The organism is Blautia sp. 1033sp1_1033st1_G9_1033SCRN_220408 (assembly GCF_040929965.1).
Classification (GTDB): Bacteria; Bacillota; Clostridia; order Lachnospirales; family Lachnospiraceae; genus Blautia_A; species Blautia_A ammoniilytica.
This window is the reverse complement of record NZ_JBFKZO010000020.1, coordinates 1-21,181: the sequence shown is the minus strand read 5'-3', so window position 1 is coordinate 21,181 and position 21,181 is coordinate 1. Positions and strand designations below refer to the sequence as shown.

At 40.0% G+C, this 21,181-nt stretch carries 30 protein-coding genes; all 30 read left to right on the top strand.

Annotated elements, in window-relative coordinates:
* Positions 1-14: 14 nt before the first annotated feature.
* The 30 genes from AB5916_RS13320 to AB5916_RS13175 all read left to right on the top strand — a co-directional run bounded on the left by AB5916_RS13320 (position 15) and on the right by AB5916_RS13175 (position 21,094).
* A complete protein-coding gene (locus AB5916_RS13320) occupies positions 15-341 on the top strand; it encodes a hypothetical protein (RefSeq protein ID WP_368191384.1) in 327 nt (108 codons plus the stop codon).
* A 101-nt stretch (positions 342-442) separates the two neighbouring features.
* On the top strand, positions 443-688 hold the full coding sequence (locus tag AB5916_RS13315) for a hypothetical protein (RefSeq protein WP_368191383.1): 246 nt from the start codon (positions 443-445) through the stop codon (positions 686-688).
* Positions 689-708: 20 nt separating this feature from the next.
* Positions 709-1,092, top strand: a complete 384-nt coding sequence (locus AB5916_RS13310) for a hypothetical protein (RefSeq protein WP_368191381.1) — start codon at positions 709-711, stop codon at positions 1,090-1,092.
* An 11-nt stretch (positions 1,093-1,103) separates the two neighbouring features.
* The gene (locus AB5916_RS13305; RefSeq protein WP_368191380.1) at positions 1,104-1,415 is read left to right on the top strand and encodes a hypothetical protein; all 312 of its coding nucleotides are present in this window, start codon (positions 1,104-1,106) and stop codon (positions 1,413-1,415) included.
* Positions 1,416-1,425: 10 nt separating this feature from the next.
* Complete coding sequence (locus AB5916_RS13300; RefSeq protein WP_368191379.1) at positions 1,426-2,142, top strand: hypothetical protein; 717 nt, start codon at positions 1,426-1,428, stop codon at positions 2,140-2,142.
* 19 nt (positions 2,143-2,161) lie between these two features.
* Positions 2,162-3,568 (top strand): guanylate kinase, encoded by a 1,407-nt coding sequence (locus AB5916_RS13295; protein ID WP_368191377.1) that lies wholly within the window; start codon positions 2,162-2,164, stop codon positions 3,566-3,568.
* A 507-nt stretch (positions 3,569-4,075) separates the two neighbouring features.
* Positions 4,076-5,488 carry an RNA-guided endonuclease IscB gene (gene iscB / locus AB5916_RS13290; RefSeq protein ID WP_368191375.1) on the top strand — a complete coding sequence of 471 codons (1,413 nt, stop codon included), beginning with the start codon at positions 4,076-4,078 and terminating at the stop codon, positions 5,486-5,488.
* A gap of 479 nt (positions 5,489-5,967) precedes the next feature.
* A complete protein-coding gene (locus AB5916_RS13285; protein WP_368191373.1) occupies positions 5,968-6,540 on the top strand; it encodes a hypothetical protein in 573 nt (190 codons plus the stop codon).
* Positions 6,533-6,961 carry a hypothetical protein gene (locus AB5916_RS13280; protein WP_368191372.1) on the top strand — a complete coding sequence of 143 codons (429 nt, stop codon included), beginning with the start codon at positions 6,533-6,535 and terminating at the stop codon, positions 6,959-6,961. Before AB5916_RS13285 ends, AB5916_RS13280 begins: the two co-directional genes overlap by 8 nt.
* Before the next feature lie 18 nt (positions 6,962-6,979).
* Positions 6,980-7,330: a hypothetical protein gene (locus AB5916_RS13275; protein WP_368191370.1), complete on the top strand. Its 351-nt coding sequence runs from the start codon at positions 6,980-6,982 to the stop codon at positions 7,328-7,330.
* Between the two features lies 1 nt (position 7,331).
* The gene (locus tag AB5916_RS13270; protein ID WP_368191369.1) at positions 7,332-7,562 is read left to right on the top strand and encodes a hypothetical protein; all 231 of its coding nucleotides are present in this window, start codon (positions 7,332-7,334) and stop codon (positions 7,560-7,562) included.
* 211 nt (positions 7,563-7,773) lie between these two features.
* Positions 7,774-8,460, top strand: coding sequence for a hypothetical protein (locus AB5916_RS13265; RefSeq protein ID WP_368191368.1), 687 nt, complete (start codon positions 7,774-7,776; stop codon positions 8,458-8,460).
* Positions 8,461-8,507: 47 nt separating this feature from the next.
* Positions 8,508-9,515 carry a hypothetical protein gene (locus AB5916_RS13260; protein ID WP_368191367.1) on the top strand — a complete coding sequence of 336 codons (1,008 nt, stop codon included), beginning with the start codon at positions 8,508-8,510 and terminating at the stop codon, positions 9,513-9,515.
* A 27-nt stretch (positions 9,516-9,542) separates the two neighbouring features.
* Positions 9,543-10,328, top strand: coding sequence for a hypothetical protein (locus AB5916_RS13255; RefSeq protein ID WP_368191365.1), 786 nt, complete (start codon positions 9,543-9,545; stop codon positions 10,326-10,328).
* Between the two features lie 110 nt (positions 10,329-10,438).
* The gene (locus AB5916_RS13250) at positions 10,439-11,077 is read left to right on the top strand and encodes a single-stranded DNA-binding protein (RefSeq protein ID WP_368191364.1); all 639 of its coding nucleotides are present in this window, start codon (positions 10,439-10,441) and stop codon (positions 11,075-11,077) included.
* Positions 11,078-11,088: 11 nt separating this feature from the next.
* Positions 11,089-11,538: a hypothetical protein gene (locus tag AB5916_RS13245; RefSeq protein WP_368191362.1), complete on the top strand. Its 450-nt coding sequence runs from the start codon at positions 11,089-11,091 to the stop codon at positions 11,536-11,538.
* Between the two features lies 1 nt (position 11,539).
* Positions 11,540-11,893: a hypothetical protein gene (locus AB5916_RS13240; RefSeq protein ID WP_368191361.1), complete on the top strand. Its 354-nt coding sequence runs from the start codon at positions 11,540-11,542 to the stop codon at positions 11,891-11,893.
* Between the two features lie 173 nt (positions 11,894-12,066).
* On the top strand, positions 12,067-12,219 hold the full coding sequence (locus AB5916_RS13235; protein ID WP_368191359.1) for a hypothetical protein: 153 nt from the start codon (positions 12,067-12,069) through the stop codon (positions 12,217-12,219).
* Between the two features lie 117 nt (positions 12,220-12,336).
* Positions 12,337-12,534, top strand: a complete 198-nt coding sequence (locus tag AB5916_RS13230; RefSeq protein ID WP_368191357.1) for a hypothetical protein — start codon at positions 12,337-12,339, stop codon at positions 12,532-12,534.
* On the top strand, positions 12,488-13,387 hold the full coding sequence (locus AB5916_RS13225) for an AAA family ATPase (RefSeq protein ID WP_368191355.1): 900 nt from the start codon (positions 12,488-12,490) through the stop codon (positions 13,385-13,387). Before AB5916_RS13230 ends, AB5916_RS13225 begins: the two co-directional genes overlap by 47 nt.
* Before the next feature lie 96 nt (positions 13,388-13,483).
* Positions 13,484-13,942 carry a hypothetical protein gene (locus AB5916_RS13220; protein WP_368191354.1) on the top strand — a complete coding sequence of 153 codons (459 nt, stop codon included), beginning with the start codon at positions 13,484-13,486 and terminating at the stop codon, positions 13,940-13,942.
* 507 nt (positions 13,943-14,449) lie between these two features.
* On the top strand, positions 14,450-15,292 hold the full coding sequence (locus tag AB5916_RS13215) for a hypothetical protein (protein ID WP_368191352.1): 843 nt from the start codon (positions 14,450-14,452) through the stop codon (positions 15,290-15,292).
* Between the two features lie 96 nt (positions 15,293-15,388).
* Positions 15,389-15,553: a hypothetical protein gene (locus AB5916_RS13210; protein ID WP_368191351.1), complete on the top strand. Its 165-nt coding sequence runs from the start codon at positions 15,389-15,391 to the stop codon at positions 15,551-15,553.
* Positions 15,537-15,860, top strand: coding sequence for a hypothetical protein (locus AB5916_RS13205; RefSeq protein WP_368191350.1), 324 nt, complete (start codon positions 15,537-15,539; stop codon positions 15,858-15,860). Before AB5916_RS13210 ends, AB5916_RS13205 begins: the two co-directional genes overlap by 17 nt.
* Positions 15,861-16,237: 377 nt before the next feature.
* A complete protein-coding gene (locus AB5916_RS13200; protein ID WP_368191349.1) occupies positions 16,238-17,761 on the top strand; it encodes an RRXRR domain-containing protein in 1,524 nt (507 codons plus the stop codon).
* A 146-nt stretch (positions 17,762-17,907) separates the two neighbouring features.
* Positions 17,908-18,264 carry a hypothetical protein gene (locus tag AB5916_RS13195; RefSeq protein WP_368191348.1) on the top strand — a complete coding sequence of 119 codons (357 nt, stop codon included), beginning with the start codon at positions 17,908-17,910 and terminating at the stop codon, positions 18,262-18,264.
* Positions 18,265-18,278: 14 nt separating this feature from the next.
* Positions 18,279-18,689 (top strand): hypothetical protein, encoded by a 411-nt coding sequence (locus AB5916_RS13190; RefSeq protein WP_368191347.1) that lies wholly within the window; start codon positions 18,279-18,281, stop codon positions 18,687-18,689.
* 219 nt (positions 18,690-18,908) lie between these two features.
* A complete protein-coding gene (locus AB5916_RS13185) occupies positions 18,909-19,871 on the top strand; it encodes a sigma-70 family RNA polymerase sigma factor (RefSeq protein WP_368191346.1) in 963 nt (320 codons plus the stop codon).
* A gap of 37 nt (positions 19,872-19,908) precedes the next feature.
* On the top strand, positions 19,909-20,535 hold the full coding sequence (locus AB5916_RS13180; RefSeq protein ID WP_368191344.1) for a hypothetical protein: 627 nt from the start codon (positions 19,909-19,911) through the stop codon (positions 20,533-20,535).
* A gap of 13 nt (positions 20,536-20,548) precedes the next feature.
* Positions 20,549-21,094 (top strand): hypothetical protein, encoded by a 546-nt coding sequence (locus AB5916_RS13175; RefSeq protein WP_368191343.1) that lies wholly within the window; start codon positions 20,549-20,551, stop codon positions 21,092-21,094.
* Positions 21,095-21,181 lie beyond the last annotated feature (87 nt).

The window sequence follows — 21,181 nt, the reverse complement described above, 5'->3', positions numbered from 1 at the left end:
CGAAAGGAGATTTTATGTATTATAAAAAGAAACTTATAAATGAAGGATATACCGTAAACATCCGTTATCTTGGAGATTATGAATCGGATTTTGAAAAGAAATCTTTAGATCCGGTTGCAGTATCCATTACTGTAAAATCCAAGAGTTCGGAATACCCAAATATCCTGACTATTCTGAAAACGGAAGATACAAGACAGAATCTTGTGATCGATCCGAACACAGTCAGACTTATGGATGTGGATGAAACAGAATCTCATATCCAGAAGCTAAAATCTGCTTCTGACATGGTGTTAAAGATCAAAGAGTGTCTGTTAAAAGATTTTCCTGGAATATTACATTGATTCAATTTCAAGCCGCCTTCGGGTGGCTTTTTTTCTTGCATTTTTCCAAGAAATACATATTAAAAGTGAATCAAATTTTATGAAGAAAGGAGAAAAGTTAAATGGTGGAAACAAATGATTCTAAGAAAAAGAAGGTAAAGGTCTATTACACGGATCATACCGGGCAGGATGTGATCCCGCATTTTCCTTCACATGAAGCAGCCTTTATAGGTATCAAAAAAGATCTGGAAAACTATAAGAAAAATTTTTTCCCGATGACGATTTTGTTGTCAAGGAGTCTTACGAGAGAACAGGAATCTGGAGTACCGAAAGAAAAGCTTTTTGTCTATGGGAATATGCCGGAATAGAAATCTAAGGAGGAATTTTTATGAAGTTAAAAGCAGAATTGCCTATGAGCAGTGCTATGTATTGTAAACTGATCAATACATATTTAAAAACCACAGCTAGATGCTGCAGATGTATTGTCCCCAATGGAGAGTGTGCCGATATTGCTGCTTCTGGAAAATGTAAAGCGTTTGATTCAAAAATGAACCATGTTTTAGTATTTCGGACGGAAGACGGTGAATTTGCAACTACAAGATCAGCAATCGCCCATGCTTTAGAAGTCAATCAGGATAATGATCAGAATTCCTGGATTGGAGAGACTGTAGATGCTGTAATCGAGGATTACAAGAACAGTCCTACACCAGAAAACGAAGCAAACTCACTCTATGAATTATTATCTTCCAACGATATTGTCTCAGAAATCTAAGGAGGAATTTTATGTTTTACCGTTATGAGATCCGTACCGGACCTGATCAGCCGTGGAAAGGCTGCTTCCAGTACTTCTTTCCTGACCAAAGCCGTTATATCGGAAGATGGCTCAAAGAACCGAAATGGTACCAGAACCATCCGAATGAAGAATCTAAATGCTGGTTTACGCAGGAGGGCTACGACAAATACAGTGATCTAGTTGAGAAAGCCATTCAGAAACGACTGGATGATAATCCACATTGGGAAACAAGGCTTCTCAAAACAGAGAACCTTGACAATGTATCTATGCGTGGAAGCATCCAGTGCATTCAGTTAATCTAGGAGGAAAATTATGATTTTAAATGCAAGATTCAAATTTAACAGACCGATCAATAAGGAATCAGACTGCATCACTATAGGAGGATTTGCTGTGACAGCTGGCGGTGAACAGTACCGGTTTGATTTCGTAACTTATTATGGTTATGTTGATAAGGACGATTCTACCATTCTGAGATATGAAGGACGTAATCTGGATACAGATACTTTTCCTGAATCAAGGGCTTTACAGGATTATGCATTAGGAAGGATTGAAACTCTGGATGAATGCAATATTGCCACTGAAGATGACGGGCTGTATCTAACCGAAATCCTGGACTTTTCCTTAATTGCGGAAAGATATCTTCAGGTTGGCAGACCTAGACCCAAAACTACGGAATATGTAGAGATTGAAGTTGAGGAATTTGAAAAATCGGAAGGATATCGTGTGTTTTGTGCTCTGAAACCGGAGATCCTGGAAGATTACAATTATACCCACCTTCTCGGAATGGGAGCGGAATTGTATGAGCATACACCGGATGGTTGCATCGTAGATGGCGATACTCTGTTAAAAGACCAGATTGATGCGCTGGAAGACTGTGATTACACAGGCATTTTCGACGAGATTGTTGGAATCTGGAAAGATACAGGTTCCATCGAAGAAAGAAAAATCGTTGCAAAAATGTTCGAGACTTTGACTGGAATGAAGTTTATGCATTACCTGGAAAAATGCGTAAAAAAAACCACAAGATAATCTAGGAGGAGAAAATATTATGACTATAATCAACGAATTTTACAAAGAATTGGGAAAACTTTTTCCAATCAGCAAGCTTACTATTTTGAAAGTTACTGAAACAAAGCTGGATATCTGTGGTGATCTTAATACTATGGATTTTTACCAGTTTATGTTCAATGAACACTGGATCATGGGTAATCTTGAAAAGTATCTTCCTGTCAAATGCTGGAGGTATTTCCGGCTGCACCCCGAATATGCACATGAGAAAAACTATTTACGGATTTCTTCTACGGATATAGGGGTAAAAAAATACGCCCCATGTATTGATCTCCGACAGTTTTCCATTGAACAGTTAATTAAGTCACTCAATATGGGGCTTAAACTTTATCAGGAAAATCTTTTCACAACCGCAATCTATCTCTTTTTCAGTGCATTAATCAAGAGATATGAAGATATGCTAAAGAATCAGGAAAAGGGAACTGATAAAACACAGGATTCTGACAATCTGAAAAAAGATATGAATTTCTGGGTAAATACATCTCAGAACATGAACGGAATCAGAGAATTGAAAGCTTCTCCAGAAAAGCCAAAGTATACCTGTATCATTACAAGTGAGCCCGACGGACCAGGTCTTGCTTACATTTCAGACCATCCATGGGAAGGAAACCTGGAAGAAACGATCCAATTTAATACCATTGAGGAACTGTTTGCTCATGATGTGGAAGGGTTGTTTTACCAGCTGTTTGACAATGAATCCGGACGTAGGCTTGGTTATGGCATGATTGACCCTGATTACCCTGCTACCGATATTCAGGATTTCGAAAAGGAATCAGAACATCAGGGACATCTTATCATTATCTCCGGGTTCTCAAGGGCCGGTAAAAATGCGATTGCAGATGGCTTAAAAGAGCTGAGTGACAATTATATTTATTCTATTTCCGCAACAACCAGACAGCCGCGTCCGGATGAGCGTAATGAAGTAGATTATCACTTTATCACACCGGAATGCTTTGAGAAAATCAAAGAAAGCGGCGGTTTTCTGGAAACAGCCGAATATTGTGGAAATTCCTACGGAACACTGGCTCTTCCTGTTACAAAAGCCCTGAAAGAGGGAAGAGATATGGTTCTTGTCCTTGAAACAGAAGGTGCTATGAAAGTAAAAGACCTTTTTCCAACAGCACTTACTTTTTTTGTAGCTGCACCTGCTGCAGATTTGAAATCCAGAATGAAAGAGACAGGGATTTCGGAAGATGACATGAAAAAACGTCTGGCAGAAATCCGGAAAGAGATCACCATGATCCCGAAGTATGATTATCTGATCATGAATGAGAATGGAAAGCTTGATAAAAATATCGAGCTGGTACATAACATCATCAAAGGACAAAAGGGTAAGACATCAGAAAATCTGGATATAATCCAGTCTCTTCGCAAAGAATTTTGTTAACCATTATCTAATCATTACTTAAAGCAGCTACGGCTGCTTTTTTCTTTGAACTTTTAGCGAACATACATATTAAAAGTGAAACAAAAATTTATGAAGAGAGGAGAAAAAAATAAATATGTAAATTTGTTTCAAAAAATATCTTAGGAGGAAAATCTTATGCAAATCAAAAATCTTATCAAAAAACGTCAGCTTCTCGGCTATTGAATAACCGAGCATGCTGAAAGGCATGTGAAGTTATCCGTAGTACCCGAAAGGGCGCGCTGACTAGATTCAGGGTGATGGGATCCACTTATGATGGTGGATATCATTGCACTACGTCCCGGATATCAATACCCGCCCCGGTTGTGCCAAAGCCGGTACAGGGTTCAGGCAACGGATGTCTCCCCGGAGAAGGAGACACTGACCTGGTGCACGAAGTATCCGGAACCTTGTCGAAGGGCGATGACTCCCGTATGGGAGGGCAGGACTCTTGCGTACCTGCCACAATAACAAAAGGAGGGACCAGCCATGAGTGTGTTCGTGGTAGGGCAAAGCGGATGCCGGCTGATGCCTGTGTCTGAAAGGAAAGCCCGTTTATTACTTGATGGCGGGAAAGCTTCCGTATACCGGAAAGTCCCGTTTACCATAAAACTGAACTATAAGACAGGCAGTACCACACAGCCCGGTTATCTTGGCATAGATACTGGGTCTCAGCAGATCGGGGTGTCCGTTGTGCGGGAAGACGGTACGGTCCTGCATAAGGAGGAGATCAGCCTCAGGGATTCCATGACGAAGAGGAAACTCCTGGAAGCAAGGGCTTCCTTAAGGAGAGGGAGACGTTACCGGAAAACCCGGTACCGCCACCCAAAATGGAGACCGAAGACTAAACGTGTCTACTGTGAGATGCCCGACAAAAAGGGACGGCACTGGAAGAAACAGAAGAACACGTTTTCGCCCAATAGGGCGGAAGGATGGCTGCCGCCGTCCCTGCAGTCAAAGACGGACCACCATATCCGGTGGATCAGGAAGCTGCAGGATCTTCTCCCGGAAGGGTACCGCCTTTCCATCGAGCTGGGACGTTTCGACCCGGCCCGCATGAAAGACCCTGGGATCCACGGGGATCTGTACCAGAAAGGGCCGCAGTACGACTACGAAAATGTCCGTGCCTACGTCCTTGCCCGTGACAGGTATACCTGCCAGGTCTGTAAAAAGAAAGGCGGGAAGCTGCATGTGCACCATATCCTGTACCGGAGCCGTGGGGCTTCCGATAACCCGCAGTATATGGCCACGGTATGCAGCTGCTGCCATACCACGGAGAACCATCTTCCTGGTGGGATCCTCTATCAGTGGATGCAGGAACAGAAGAAGTTCACCAGGGGTCTCCGGGATGCCACGTTCATGAACATCTTAAGGAAACGCCTCAGGAAGACATTCCCGGATGCGGTATTTACCTATGGGAACATCACGAAAGTGGACCGGGAGAAGCTGAAGCTCCCAAAGAGCCATGGGAATGATGCCACAGCCATCGCTCTGGTGAAGACAGGAGTCACTTCCGTTAAGGATGGGGAACAGGTCCTTTATATCCAGCAGGTAAGGAGAAAGAAACGCTCCCTTCACGAGGAGACACCGAGGAAGGGACGGAAGGAACCGAACCAGAAAGCCGCACGGAACAGCAAGAACACGAAGGCCGTGACCTTCACAAAAAGACGGGGTGGAAAGAAAGTATCCATTACCGCATGCCTGTTCGATCTTGTGGAATTGAACGGGAAGAAGGGCTGGATCTCCGGGTTTACCGGAACATCCTGTTATATGAAAGATGCAGAGGATAACTACATCCGCACATCCGGAAAGTATAACCAGGTCAGCCTGTCAAAGCTCAGGATCCTGCATCACTGCGGGAACTGGGTCATAGGAGCACGAAAACCTCTGGGAAAAGGCTGATGGCTCAAAGAGCTATACTGCTTTCATCCCGGTAATTAAATTACCGAGAATTCCCGCAGAGTGTCTTAAAGTAATTAATCGAGTAAAGGATATTACAAAAGACAGCGATAACGGTGCTGATCTGGAATGCTTACCTATGTGGAATATTAAATTTGAAAACGGCGATACAATGTCGGCGTATCCGGAAGAAATATGTTTGGCGGAAAGATAATGAAATAATGATTTTGAGATTGGAGGAAACTATTATGGCAAATTATGAATGTGTATCAAGAACAAATTATTTTCACGTAAAGGATAATTAATCAGGACACTACCCGATTTAACAAAAAAACTGGCTAAAAAGGAGCAGTACGGAGCTTTAGTTCCAAATGATGAGGTTGTTTCTTACATTGATACGCGCCTTCAGGCTGGAGAACGTTTCGTTACTTCCATGTCGGGTGGAGACTGTCATACCTATGTGATTATGGAGGAAAAATAAAATGTTAAAGGAAATAAAAAAAGAGTCGGATGTGATTACCAATGTTGATCTTTTTAATGAAATTATATCAAAGGTCAAAGAATCAGGAAAATGGCCGGATGATCTTATTGATTATAGCCTGGCTAGTACTTACGACAAAACAAGTTTATACGATTATGCGTTTGATCCTTGTTTTGTTTTAAAAGCAGGCGGAAGTGAGGGTTATTACCTGGATCTTGCAATTCATGGAAGGTTCACTCTGACTGATACGGTCAATACTCTGAACCTTGGAACTATCAAAACTCTGTATGAGACAGAAGAAGGTATCCGACGTATGGCTGCACTCTATGCTGAGTGTCTGATTGCATACAATGCAATTATGAATGAAAACCTTGACTCGTTTACCCGGAAAGGCTGTGACCTGCATTTCCTGGATAAAGAAGGAAAACGTTTGGAATTTGGTTATTCTGGAATGAAAGACCGGGAATCGGCACTGGAAAGATTCCAGAAATTCCACGAAAAAGATCCAGAAAAATACTGTGAAGCAGTAATCCGGAATAATCTGACACGGGAGGAGAAAATCTATCATGTCTAAAGGCGTATGTGTAAAAGAACTGAACCGGATGATTATCCGGACACAGGATAACAACCGTTACAATGTGTATGCTCCCCGTGATAAAGAACTGTTACAGGGAAATATTACTTTATCTGAAGCGGAAGAGTTCTGCCAGAAGACAACCAGGTATATTGCATATCCATTGTCAAAAAGAAGCCGGGAATATTTGTCTCAGTATATCACACTGACAGATCAAATTGTTCTGGCTGTCGGAAAACACGCCATGCGTTATGCCTTGCATGGTGATGTTTGTGCGTACTACACTAATCTGGAGGATTTCTTTTCTGACTGGACATCCATTGGATATACCAGGACAGAAGCCAGGGCATTGCTTCACGGAGGAAAAGGAGAATTTTTTAAGCTGCCGGATAATCTTGGATATATCCGGTTTGCAGAATAACCAAAGGAGGAAATAATAATGCGTACAACTTTTAAAAGAAACGATGCAAAGAAATTCTTTATTTTTGGAGTAGTATCAACAATTATGCTTTGTACCGCCCAGCCACTTGGCCAGGCGGTACAGGCAGATACTTATTCCATTGATCCGGCAGATATCGTTGACTGGAACACGGATGGAAATGAACTTTCCATGTGTCTGTCCGATGGCAGCGAATGCTATGCATACAAAAAAGACGAATGTTTTGCTGCAAAGAAACGCGCTTATCTGGCTCTGGATGATATTGCAGATGTCCGTGTCGTAAAAAATGGTTTCTATATCATCGATTCCAACGGTGAAGAATACTATATTGCAAAAAATGAGGAGAAATGATATGGCAAGATATACCAATACAAAAGAGATTTCTGAAGCATTTATAAGAGACGGCTGGTCTGAGAATACATCATTTTCAGAGGTACCGTTGGATGAAGCAAAAGAAAAAGGGTTATACTTTGCAGTAGAAGCAATCAAAAAAGGAGGGAAAATTTTTCGGATGAACATTAGCGGAAATATTTTCAGTGATTCCGGAAAATTGCTTATGTTTCACATTCCGGCTAATAATTAAAACAATTTACATATTTTTTCAGGCAGCCTTCGGGCTGCCTATTTTTTTTGTGTATCTTAAAAAACAATTGATTACTTGGATACGAACAGTTTTCAAAATTTCTTGTGTATTTTTCAAAATTACATATTAAGCGTGAACATAAAAATTTTGATGAAAGGAGAAAAAATAAATATAGCTTATGTTCGATTATTATATCTGTGGAGGAAATTTTATGAATACATACGAAAAAATAGCCGAAAGTGATTTCAGCCTGTTTGGAAACTTGATACATCAGGCCAGAGGACGAATTGCGTTAAATAAATTTGCAATTCAATGCGGCAGAAACGCCAGGATTTTTGCTTCTTACACAAGAAAAGGGGAACGATCTGTTTGTGCAACAGAAAAAACACTGAGAAAGTTAGTGGATCCTATTGTAGAAAACGCTGCCACAGATTCCGGCGTTACAGAAGAAAAAATGTTTGCAGCTATGGGTTTTTTACCCAAAGAATACATAAAAGCGGCTTATAAGTACTATATCAAAAAAGTTTATGGAGGAAATGGTTCTCCGGGCTATAACTACCAAATTTTATATGATTCAATCTTGAATGAAATGTCAGAGAAGGAAAAGGAAAACGTGAAGTTTGTCGAATTTCTTGATGACATTTCTTTTTTTGAGGCAACTTTGCCCAACGGTAATATTAATGCAATCAGACAGCGATTGTATAAAATATATGAAGAAAAGACACTTGTAAGATTGCTCCATAAATTTCACACTGATACATTACAGGTTTATGGAACTTATGAAAAAGATATTTTTACGTATCTAAAATATGAGGATATTCAAAGAATTCCGGTTGCTGAAAATTCTAAGGTAAAAAAACTGCATACGGTACTTACAGACTTATTATCAGATTATTAAATTTATAAAAGAATAATACATATCAATATATTTAGGAGGAAACTTATATGGAAAGACATGAATACAGAGATATTAATTTCTGGAATACTTTAGATAAAACAGATTTTTCTGTAATCGCAAGTATTAACAACCAGGCGATTTCAGTTTTAATTGATATGATGAGAGGAAGCCGTACTTTAGAACAGTATGCGTATGAATGTAATGTCAGTGTATCTACTTTATACAGATCCTTTACAGGAGAACGCAAAAGACCTTTTCAGTATGAACAGCTTCTTTCGCTTTACAATCACAGGGATCCTGATTGCTCTGTCGGCTTCGAACACCTTCTTGCTGCAAACGGAATGATGCTAACAAGAGATATTGTTAAGGCACAAAAGAAGATTCTAAAAAAAGGTGGAATCAATGTTACTATGAAAAAACCAGATAAAAAAGAATTAAAAAAAGAGAAAGACTGCAGAAAGGCCTGCGCTGAAATGAAAATCCTTATCAATCAAATGAGAGGAAACAGAGACTACGCCCAGTATGCGTTCGATTGCAGCATTCCAAAAGGGACGTTAGTTTATATTGCAAATAAAAGGAGAAAAACTCCTTTAGAAGATTCAAAATTAAAAGCTCTTTATAAAAACAGAGAACCAGGTAGTCCAGTTACACTGGAACAGCTTAGGAAAGCAAATTTCCTTTTTCTTTCTGACAAGAAAAATAATAATATGGAAATTGTTTTGGATGAAGTTGCTTCAAGTGATGTAAAAGAAGAACTAGAACTTCCAAAAACAACAGATACTTACGATGACTTTCTTAAAGATATGGCGTTTTATCTCATGAGAAAGCCACGTGAAGTTCTTCCTGTGGTTAGACTCAAATGTAAGGATCTATACAAAAATAGCCAGGAAGTAAAAGATCTGTTAAGAGAATTCAGGCTTACCACTGAGTTTGCATGGAATAAAAAGGTTACTGAGGTAAAGGCTTTTAATTTACATCAAGGCATGCTTTCTGACACGGAAGACAAAAGGCCTGAAGTTATTGAAAAAAAATTAGATAAATTGTTGCTGGAATGAGCGACTTTTTTACATGGAGGAAATATTATGAAAACTATAAATACATCCGATGGGGAATACTGTGTCGTAGAAAAACCTGATTTGAATGCTTTATATTCAATGACTGAAAACTGTAGAGGATTACGGCGAAAATGTCATTTTGAAAAAGAGGCAGGACTTTACAATGGATTTTATACCAAAATTAAGCATCAGAAGAAAAAAGGCCATTATTTAGTTGATGATATTGAAAAAATAGTTACTGCAAAAGATAGCGGAAGTAATGTAACAAAAGAGGCTATGATGGCTGCCAACGGAATGATGCCGATGGATTCTTTAAAAAGAATGGTCTTTGTGTTACAGCCTGCAAAAAAAGATGTGCAGGACCTGCGCAGAAGAGAATATGCGAAACCGCAGTATGTCCATTGCGATTACTATCCTGATGACCGGGAACGCTTTAATGATGATTTTGCTATTTTCTGCAATGAACTTACGAACGATCAGAAATACTCTTTGAGAAAGCATCAGGAAGAAATCTTTGCAAACAAAGCTCTGGTTCGAATGATCTACAAATACCGAAAGAACAAAGAAAAGGAAGTACAAGCGTTCGTAGATAATGCACTTAAAACTGACAATTCAGAGGTTCTTGATAAAAAGCTTTTTTTTGTAGAAAGCTACCGAGAAGTAATACTGGATACGATCAATGAGGAAATCTGCAATTGCTATTCTCCTGAAATCTCTGATCCAAAGATAAAAGAAAATCCTGCTGCATCAAAAGAATCCACCTCAAAATTTGCGGATTTTGGAAACGGATTATCATCATTTTCAAAGAAATAAGCTATGTTTATACCGTCCCTTATGGGGCGGTTTTTTCTTATAAAAAATAGCCAAGTTTAGAAAAATCAGACATATTAAAAATATAAAAACAAAGAAAAGAGGTATACATTATGCGAAATGAATGTACGCTGACCGGAACGGTCACTGACAAAATTCATCCTTTTGAAGATGCCGGAACTCATGAGCATTTGAAATACAAAGGAGAAAATCTGTACGAGGTAACACTTGATGTTGCCCGTCTTTCTGGATCTATCGACAGAATGCGAGTTGTTATTCCTTCAAGCCTTTTGAAGGAAAAATTTCCAGAAAGAATCCATATCACAGGAGCCTTCCAGTCAAGGAACGATTCCAGAGGAAGATTAATCCTTTATATTATGACCACAACACTGGAACCAGCTCTTACAATTCCTGACGAGAACCGTCTAGTGCTTAGCAGCTATATATGTAAAAAACCTGTTTTTAGAGAAACTCCGCTTGGCACAAAAATCACAGACCTTCTCTTGGCAAATAATCAGTATGATGAAAATAGAGAGGAGATTTCTTCCTACATCCCATCTATATGTTGGAATAAAGATGCTGAACACGCCGGTTCTTATCATGTAGGCGACTGGATATATGTCAGCGGACGAATCCAAAGTCGAGAGTATGACAAAGAGGATTCCAAGGGGAAAGTACATAGTATTACCGTAAATGAGTTTTCTATTGCCAGAATTATCAGAGATAATTCCAAAAGAAAGAGAGCAGATTAAGGAGGAATCTTATGCAGGAAAATGCGACTTATTCCTCAGATCGCTTTCTCTGCAAGGCAAAAGTCCTGCAGACAGGGCAGTGGATCCATGGATATCTTTATCAGAAAACAAAGGAAAATGAGAAAAAAAGTTATGTCATCGCTGACAGTATTATGTCGCCTGGCAGTCTCACTAAGCCGGACATGATCGAAGTTGATCCAGATTCAATCTGCAGACATACCGGATATCGAAAAAACGGGATTGATATTTGGGAAAACGATAAGATCCAGTATCATTTCGGAAAGGAAATCGGAACTATTCGATTTGGAAGATACCAAAACTGCTTTGACTCTCAAACTGCAGAACACGATGGCTTTTACGTGGAATGGGGTGAAGGTATTTATCTAAGGAAAGATCTCGGATATTGGCTCAATTTTCTGGATGATGATAATGTAATTTCTTTGGACAAAGGAGGAATCTAATATGAACGAATTTGCAATCAATTGGGTAAAAGGTGGAGAATATGCAGAAATTACTGTTCCAAGTGGTTCTGCTCTCAAATCAAAACTTCTTAAGTATTCACAAAAGCGACCGGATGAAGTCAATCATGTGATCATCAACAAGGATGGAAGTATGGTCTGCCATGCTCCGGTCAGCTATATCCATGTTGCTCCGCCAAGAAAGGTATCTGAAAAGCAGCGAGCCGCCGCAAAAGAACGTTTCCGTAAAATGTGGGAAGAAAAAAAGGCAGCTGGAGAATCCGAGGAAGCTCTTCTGGAAGAAATTATGGATGAAATGGAAGATGATTCCATGGAGGCTGAGAACGAAGATGCTTGATATGACACAAGACGGAGTTAAAGTTTATTGTCTGCTAGACGATAATTTCTGTCTGGCAGATGAAAATCATCGAAGTCCGTTAGTCTTAGAAGAGTGCCCTCGGGGAAACGATATATGTACAGGGGACTGCTATTATTATTCGGAAGATCCTGCGGACAGAAAGGAGACAGGTGATGAGTGATTATCCTGATTTTATGATGGGAACGCTTTACAAGGCAATTCGAGCAGACAGGAAAGAATGGACTGTGGGCTGGTACATGCAGAAATACGATGCATTTGAAAGATTAGAGAAGCTCATATTTTCTACCAAAAGAGCAAATATATAGGAATATGCTCCAATTAATGCGGATACCCTGTGCAGATTTACAGGTTATACAGATACATTTGATAATGATATCTGGGAACATGATATTGTAGAAACTGATGATCATCTAAAAGGTGAAGTGTTATTTGGAGAACACGGTACTGAAATCGGATGGTATATACAATGGAAAGATAAAGAAGCAGAATATTATCGTCAGGATTTTGGATATTGGGTTCATAAAGAAAAAATTAAAGTAGTTGGAAATATCTTTTTTGAAAAGGAGACAAACCATGGGCTTAACAAACAATCAGATGAATCTGATCAAGGCAGTTGCTGAAAATGATATCCACACTGCAAAAAAATGTGCTGTATTATGTCTGGATGAAGATAAAACTCAGAAAAACCAGTATTTTACCAAACGCTATAAGTCTGTCCTAGCATCCGAAGGTTCAAATCTATTTGAGCTTCCATCTGACTTAAAAGATATTCTGATATGTGAAGATGTGTCTTTGTCTTTCCACGAAAAAAGATACTATGTAACAGATTCCCAACAGAAGCTTGTTGAAAAAATATTCCGGATGTCCAATGTTTCCCAGAAACTCATGGAAATGCAGATTCCGTATAAAAACGCAACGCTTCTTTATGGATCGCCGGGAACCGGAAAGACCATGTTTGGAAGATACATTGCCTATAAAAAAGAGATTCCTTTTTGCTATCTGAATTTTTCCAGAGTTGTGGACAGTTATATGGGGGTTACTTCACGTAATATAGCAAAAGCTTTTGCATATGCGGCTTCAAATCCCTGTGTATTTCTTTTGGACGAAGTAGATACTATCAGCTGCAACCGTGCAAATAGTCTGAATAGTGGAGCTGATAAAGAGATTGGAAGAGTAACGATCACGCTTATGCAGGAATTCGATAAATTACCTAATGATGTGATCGTTCTGGCCGCAACAAACAGATTGGATATTCTGGATAAAGCTTTTATCAGCCGTTTCCCGATTAAGCAGGAAATGTTTCCCTTTACAGAAAGCGAAAGCAGACAGATGGTTGAAAAATTTCTGGATGACATAGGGTATTGGTTTACAGAAGGAGAGATAAGACGTGTCATCGGAAATAATACAGATCAGCGCCAGATCATGAGTAATACCGTACAGGTATTAGCAGAAAAGCTTTCCTCTGAAAAATAAGAGCATCTTCGGATGTTCTTTTTTTCTTATAAAAACCCGCCATTAACCCCAAAATATGACATATTAAAGATAGAAAAAATATAGGAGAAAATGCCTATGAGTCAAAGACCTGAAATTACAGCAGCTTTGTCTGCAGCCATTGAGAAGAAAATCAATCCGTATAATGATTCACGAATATACTGGGCCAAAGAAGTGACTTTTGATTACTCAACAAAACGTGCTGTGCGTGTGGATTATATACGGTTTAAACCTGTCAACAACAGTGTTTCCGGTATTGAAAAAGGTGACTTTTACTGCTACGAAGTCAAATCGTCGGTAGAAGATTTTCATTCCGGTCACGGACTAAATTTCCTGGGTGATTATAATTATCTCGTGACACCTTCTGATGTATATGAAGCAATATCTAAAGAAATTCCATATTATGTCGGAGTTTATACTCTGGATGGTCAAGAACTGACTTGTACCAAAAAAGCCAAACGACATGACCGGACAAAGCCGGTATCCGAGATGTTATTAATGATGTTCCGGTCAGCCGCAAGAGAAAGAAGAAAATAATATGCTTTGGGCAACACCATTTCACAAACTTTGAAAACAGAACATGAGATTCTGCGAGCGTCATCATGTGTATGCTGTATTAGAGCATCCTAAAATACGATTTTGCTGGACATCCATATTATTTCCGGAGCTACGAAAATTCAGAAAATCCTCAGAATCGCAAACGGTAGCGTTCATGAAAGGAGAAAATTATAGAATATCACTGCCTTTAAGCGTTAGCATAGGCAAAGGGTAAGCTCACCCGATTTTTTGGGCTGTTCATTTCGAACGGCTTTTTTCTTGCATTTTTTTCAATAATACATATTAATAGTGAAACAATAATTTATGAAGAAAGGAGAAAAAGTGAATATGTAAATTAAATAAGAAAACCCTGCCTCTAAGTGAAACATAGGCAGAGTGAAAAATTAATGACAACGGTGTAGGTGAGAGATTTGTATCCCCTACTGACATGAAGTGAAGCAAAATTACATCAGTAAATATTTTATTATGATTAGGAGAATGAAGAATATGAAGAATATTAAAGAAATGAAAAAAATGAAAAAATATGAAGTGCTCAAAGACGTAGAACATCAGGCAATCATGGATCCCGTCTATGACGACGACGGGGAGATTATAGAATGCTCGGTTTTATACCAGATCCGGGCATTACGTGATCTCCCAGGCGTTAAAGCTGGAGATTTGGGAGGGTTCATTGAGTCTGAAAAAACCCTGTCCCAGGATGGGGAATGCTGGGTGTACCCTCATGCCTTCGTTTTCGGGAAATCCCGAATCGAAGGCAACGCCAAGGTAGCCGGTGTCACCAAGGTTTATGATTCCGAGATATTTGGTAGCGCATGTATCTACGGAAAAGAGGATCTTGGTGGACGTGGAATTACAGTCAGTGATTCCACGATTTGTGGCAAGGCAATTATCAGTGGAGATAAAATTTATATCTCCACAACTGAAGTTGCAGATTGGGCAACGATTGGAGATAATTGCCATATCCGCAACTGCCAGATAAGTGGCAATACCTCTATAAAAGGAAATCGTATCCAGGGAGGGTACGATTTGAGAGACACAAACGGAAATGTAAACTATGTCTCTCTTACAAATGTTTCGTTAAGAAATTCCCACGTTAGCAATTATGCACGTGTAAACGTGGGAAAACATGTGTATCTGGTTGATGCAGAGATTACTTCTGAAAATGATGTGCTCTATATAAATGCATCAACTACATCTTTTGTGTTCTTCAGGGGAAGAAAGGGAAAGGTCTTCTTCTCAGAGGATCTTGGAACTATGCAGTTCCTTGAAAATGTAGAAAGTTCTAACATATTCATAGAATGTGCTAGAAGATATTTCTACTCTCATTAATACATTTACATATTTATGGGCAGCCTTCGGGCTGCCTGTTCTTCATAGATGAGCTTCAGGTAAAAGAAAAAGAGATTGCGTAAGGAGGAAAATATTATGAAAAAAATGAAAGTAATGGTCATCAAATACGGATATGTGAACGTAGAAGTTGATACAGAAAGCGAAGCTTTGGAAAAAGCAAATAATCTTCCTGATTCTGCTTTTGACTGGTCTGACTTTGACGATGCACAGGTTGCCGATGACGATGTTGATTATGAATAAAACAGATTGGATCATAGCGATTGCAAATTCAGATAGTGACGGAGTTACTATCCAACGTTTTTTCGGTACTGAAGATGAGGTTAAGAGCCTTCTTGTCAGCCTTGTAGAAGAAGATAAGGAAAATGATGAAGAAAGTTATGGTTGTGGCACAGAGTCGGTTGACGAAGTAGAAGCTGATGGGATTGGACGTTTTGATGCTTTCGCTACCTATTCTGATTATCATATTGACTACTCTGCGGAAGCATTTTCAAATCTCTGCTTTTATGACGAAGGCGGAAAAACTTACAGTGCAAGGCAGCGTAACTAAGGAGGAGTCTATGTGCGAAATATATATTTATAGCGGTGGCGGCGTCCAGAAACATTTTGCGGATTGTGAAACAGAACAAGAAGCTTTAGATTTCTGTGAAGCTTATAATTATGAGTGGACCGGTCAATAACCCACGACTAAAGTCGCGAACTTGCTGATACAGGTCTCACTTTGCCAGTGGGTTATTGAGCAGAGACATGATGCCTGCGTTCTCCCTCTGGGAGATGGCACCTGTGGGTTTTTCCAGCCTGCAGCCCTGCAGAGCAGGCACCAAGTCTCGGAAAACAGTTATCCCGTCATGCACAGGCTTACCACCGATACGGGGAGTACCGTATTCCCCGTGATACTGCATGACACTTAACGAAAGGAGACATCGGATGCCGGAGTATATTTACGTTTTGGGCATGGATGGGAAACCGCAGATGCCTACTACAAGGAGGAGACATGTCCAGAAGCTTCTGGACACCGGGAAAGCACGCATAGCCGAACGTGTTCCTTTTAACATACAGTTACTTTATGACAATGATCCCGTCCTCCAGCCGGTGACCCTGGCGGAGGATCCGGGACGTACCAATATCGGTCTTGCAATCCTTGACCTAAAAGGGGAGCTCCTGTTATCCGCGGTCGTGGAGACCAGGAATAAGGAGATCGCAAAACTGATGGAGAAACGCCGCCAGTGCCGCCGGGCTTCCCGGAACGGGGAGCGTAAGGCAAGGCAGCGGCTGGCGAAGAAGTACGGGACCATGATCAGGGCTGGGATGCGGATGCGTAAGCTGCCGCTTTATAAGGCAGATAAGTTCATTACCTGTAAGTTCATACGTAATACCGAAGCCCGGTTCTGTAACCGGAAACGGAAGGATGGATGGCTGACACCGTCTGCCAGACACCTGGTACAGACACACGTGAACCTGGTGCACAAGGTACAGAAGTACCTGCCGGTAACGGATGTGGCTTTGGAAGTTAACCGGTTCGCTTTTATGCTGCTGGAAGACCCTTCCGTATGCGGTGTGGACTTCCAAAACGGGACGCTGAAAGGTTATGATGACCGAGACACGGCTGTCTATGACCTGCAGGATGGAAAGTGCCTCATGTGTAAGGGTGAGATCACCCAGTACCACCACATCGTCCCACGTTCAAGAAATGGTTCCAATACCATAAACAACATCGCAGGGTTATGTGATACCTGTCATGACCGGGTACATAAAGATGCGGACTTTGCAAAACAGCTGAAGGATAAGAAAGCTGGACTGGATAAGAAGTACGGGGCGTTAAGTGTCCTGAACCAGGCTATCCCGTTTATCTGCCAAAAGCTGGAAGCGGAGTTCGGAAAAGAACACGTCCATTACTGTACCGGAAGGGAGGCTTCCCTGGTACGCCGTTCCATCGGTTACCAAAAAACGAAAAAGGACCAGCTCCATGAAGTGGATGCCTGGTGTATTGGGGCACTTGCCCTGGAACGGATACCGGAAAAGGTACCTGATTTCACAGAAGTCCATCTCATCCGACAGTTCCGCAGACAGGACAGGAGCCTGATCAAGGCCCAGACTGAGAGAGTCTATAAGCTGGACGGTAAGACGGTCGCAAAGAACCGGAAGAAACGTACCGGACAGGAAACAGACTCCCTGGAGGACTGGTATCACAAACAGGTGGAAGCATACGGGATGCAGACAGCGGACCGGATGCGGAGCCGGCTAAAAGTAGTAAAGAGCAGGAGAAGATACAATAACCCGGGTCGTCTGATGCCTGGTGCGGTATTCCTGTATAAAGGAGTACGGTACGTGATGAAGGGACAGCACTGTAAAGGATTTTACCTTCAGGCAGTCGGTATGGGAAGCAGGGACTTTCCTGCAAAAGAATGTAAGATCATAACAAGAAACACGGGACTGGTGTTTATTTCATAAGCCAGTCCCCATACTAGAAAAAAGGCGTTCTCCTTCCATAACTAAGTTGCGGGTCTCCGAACGCTTTTTAGAAGGAGATTGTTAATGAAAACTGCTTTGTCTGGCATATGGATTACCGAAAATTATCAAATTAAGGAGGAATTTTTATGAGCTATATTGTAAAAGGAATTAAATGGGACACAGACGAAGATCAGGAAGTATTTGATTCCCTCCCACAGGAAGTCGCTCTTCCAGAGCGTTTTTCAAAAGAAAATTATGCTGATGAAGACGGTAACTTTGGAGAGGTTGAATACAATGAGATGAAGAAGGATATCTCTGACTGGTTATCCGATGAATATGGATTCTGCCATGGTGGATTTACCCTTTCGGAAGAACCAGAAGATCTTGTTGAGACTAATATTGGTTCTATCCCACGGGATAATTATCTTGATATCCGTGCCCAGCAGTATGGATTTGATGACTATGAAGATATGAAAAACCAGGGATATTCACTGGATGCATAAAGGAGAGAAAAATTATGATCAGAATTGGTGACGGTAACTTTATTCAGAATGAGCCTTATATGGATACAGTAGTGGCTATCCGTATCGAAAAAGGAGAGTATTATTTCCTTGGATGGATGGAAGAAGCTGAAAATTATAATATTCAGATTGCCAAACATCCGGAGAACTGTCTGCTTGGACGCGACTGTTTTTCCGATTTTGGAAGTCTTCATGAATCTATCACAGATTCATATGGCTACAATCAGGTCTATGTGATCAACAGTACAGACCCATACCGGGAATTCCTTTCTCATGTGCGAAGTTATGAAAGAAATGGAATCCGGGATAAAGATGATCATGATATTTTCTGCGTCACAGAATCAGAGCTGTATGCTCTTGCAGATGCTCTCCGTGACGGAGATTATGTATTTGTGATTGAGATTTAATTCACATATTCAGCAGCCTTCGGGCTGCTTTTTTTTCGTATTTTCAAAATGCATAAAAAGGCATCTATATATTTTATTAAGACGCCTTCGGGCGTTTTTTATCCTGAACGCGGAAAATCCCCCCGCCTCTAAGTGCAAGCGTAGACAGGGGGAATGTTCACAAAAATTGACTGACCCTTCAATAAAATGACATATTAGATACAAAACGGAGGCTTGTTTATGAGTAAAAAAAATATTGATGAGAATATAGATAAAAAATTAAAAGATAAAGAACTGGAGCAGGAAACAGAAGAAATGCTCCATGAAGATATGGATGCTGTGGCAGTAGAGATTCCCATGGAAGACTCTATGAAGCTCTATCTGCATGAAATCGGCATGATTCCGCTTCTGAATGCGGAACAGGAAATTGAACTAGCTAAGAAATTTGAAAAAGGTGATATGAATGCAAAAGAAGCCTTAATCAATGCCAATCTTCGTCTTGTTGTTTCAATTGCGAAAAAATATGTAAATCATGGTATGGAAATAGAAGATCTTATCCAAAATGGAAATCTTGGTCTGATCAAAGCTGTAGAAAAGTTCGATTATACAAAGGGTTATAAATTCAGTACTTACGCTACCTGGTGGATCCGTCAGTCCATAACTCGAACTATGGCAGATCAGAGCCGGCTAATTCGTATTCCGGTACATATGAACGAAAAATATTATAAATATTGCAAGATCAAAAAAGAATTTCAACTTAATCATGGCTTTGAACCGTCTGATAATGAAATAGCTGAAATTCTCAAATGGTCTGTAAAAGATATTGAAAAAATACGTTCTGCGGCCACTATACCCACATCCCTTGATGCTCCCGTAGGCGAAAATGAAGATAATAGACTTTCTGATTTTATTCAGGATGATAATACAATGGATACAGTCCAGATTGTTACTAATCACGAACTTACCAAAATTATAGAAATTCTTATGTCTAACTTGACAGACAGAGAAAAAGGAGTACTTATATACAGATTTGGCCTTGACGGCAATAAGCCACTTACTCTGGAAGAAGTTGGCAGTATCTATGGGGTGACCAGAGAACGTATCCGGCAACTTGAAGCAAAAGCTATACGAAAAATTAAACATAGTAGAAAACGTGTTCTTTTGAAGGATTATGTAGACCCGGCAAAGTTATTTTTATCATAAAGCCGGAAACTAACAGAACAAGAAGAGGTGAAAATTTATGTTAAATCCATTATATATTTTTAAATCCAGCCCAGAAGTGTCAAACTTTGTTTATAAACAAACTAGACATAGATATTTCCAATTTAAAATCGGAATCCTAATGTGTCTGCTTATGATTGCCGGGATTATTTACGATGCATATAACCAATACCTATGGATTGAATTTGGATGTGATGCAGTCAATATTGCTATCCATGTTGCAGTATTTCTTATTTTTGTGGCAGTGATTGTCCTGTCTGTTTTTTATATGCTTTCAGGAGGCAAAAAGGATCTGCTCGGAAAAGAAAAAGAGAGTGTCTTTATTTATGAAGACCATTTGATGATTTTTTACTACCTTCCAAAAGGAAAGTATAAAGCTATCAAAAACAATATCTATTTTTGTGATATCCGCTCCATGGAATATGATGATCGAAAAAAAAGACTGGCCATCAAATCGGACTGTCAGATTCAGAAATCTAAGGATCTCGCATCCATCAACTCCATTGAAGATGCAGAACTGGATGACAAAGAAAACTGCACAACTTATATTTATGCTAAATATAAGGATTTTGAAGCAATAATGAAAAAAATAGAAACACTGTCACTCAAAAAGATAAGCAGCGATAGTGCATTATACGCTGAATAAGAAAGGAGACCTTATGTTACCAGAAAAAGCAGTAAAAAGTTATATTTCAACGATTCTTCAGGAAAAAAATGTTCCTGAAAAATTTGCAGCCATAGCAGCAAGGACTCTTGCCCGTGCTTATTTTAATCAGGATGAAGCCTGCATGGAAATTGTAACAAATACTTATGTTAAAAAAGAAATCGCAAAAAAACTTGGACTTAAAAGCCCAGGACCGGTAGGAAGCGGATTGAATAAGCTGTCTGAGGCTGGATTCTTAAAATGTGTAGAGAACGGTGTATATCGTTTTAATCCTGCATACTTTGGGAATCGTCCATGGGCAGAAGTGCAGGAAATCCGTATTCAAAAATGCTTTGGTGAAGAAAGCAATATGAATATTTTAGCAAAATACGGGGATGACTTAGTTGAGTTCAAGAAAGATTCTGCTTTTTTAACTGTTGAATCAAAAGAAGATTCTGAAGGAGTAGAGGATGTCAAAGAGAACTCAGACGTTGCTGCAGAAGAAGTATCTGCTATGAATCCACCGGAAGAAAATCCGAAAATGAGATATCCGTTCGATTAATCTTTTTTTAGGGAGTATCCCAAAGTTTGTGTAAACCTTCAAACTGATGTAAGATAGAATTACTCAGTTTGGAGGTTTATTTTATGG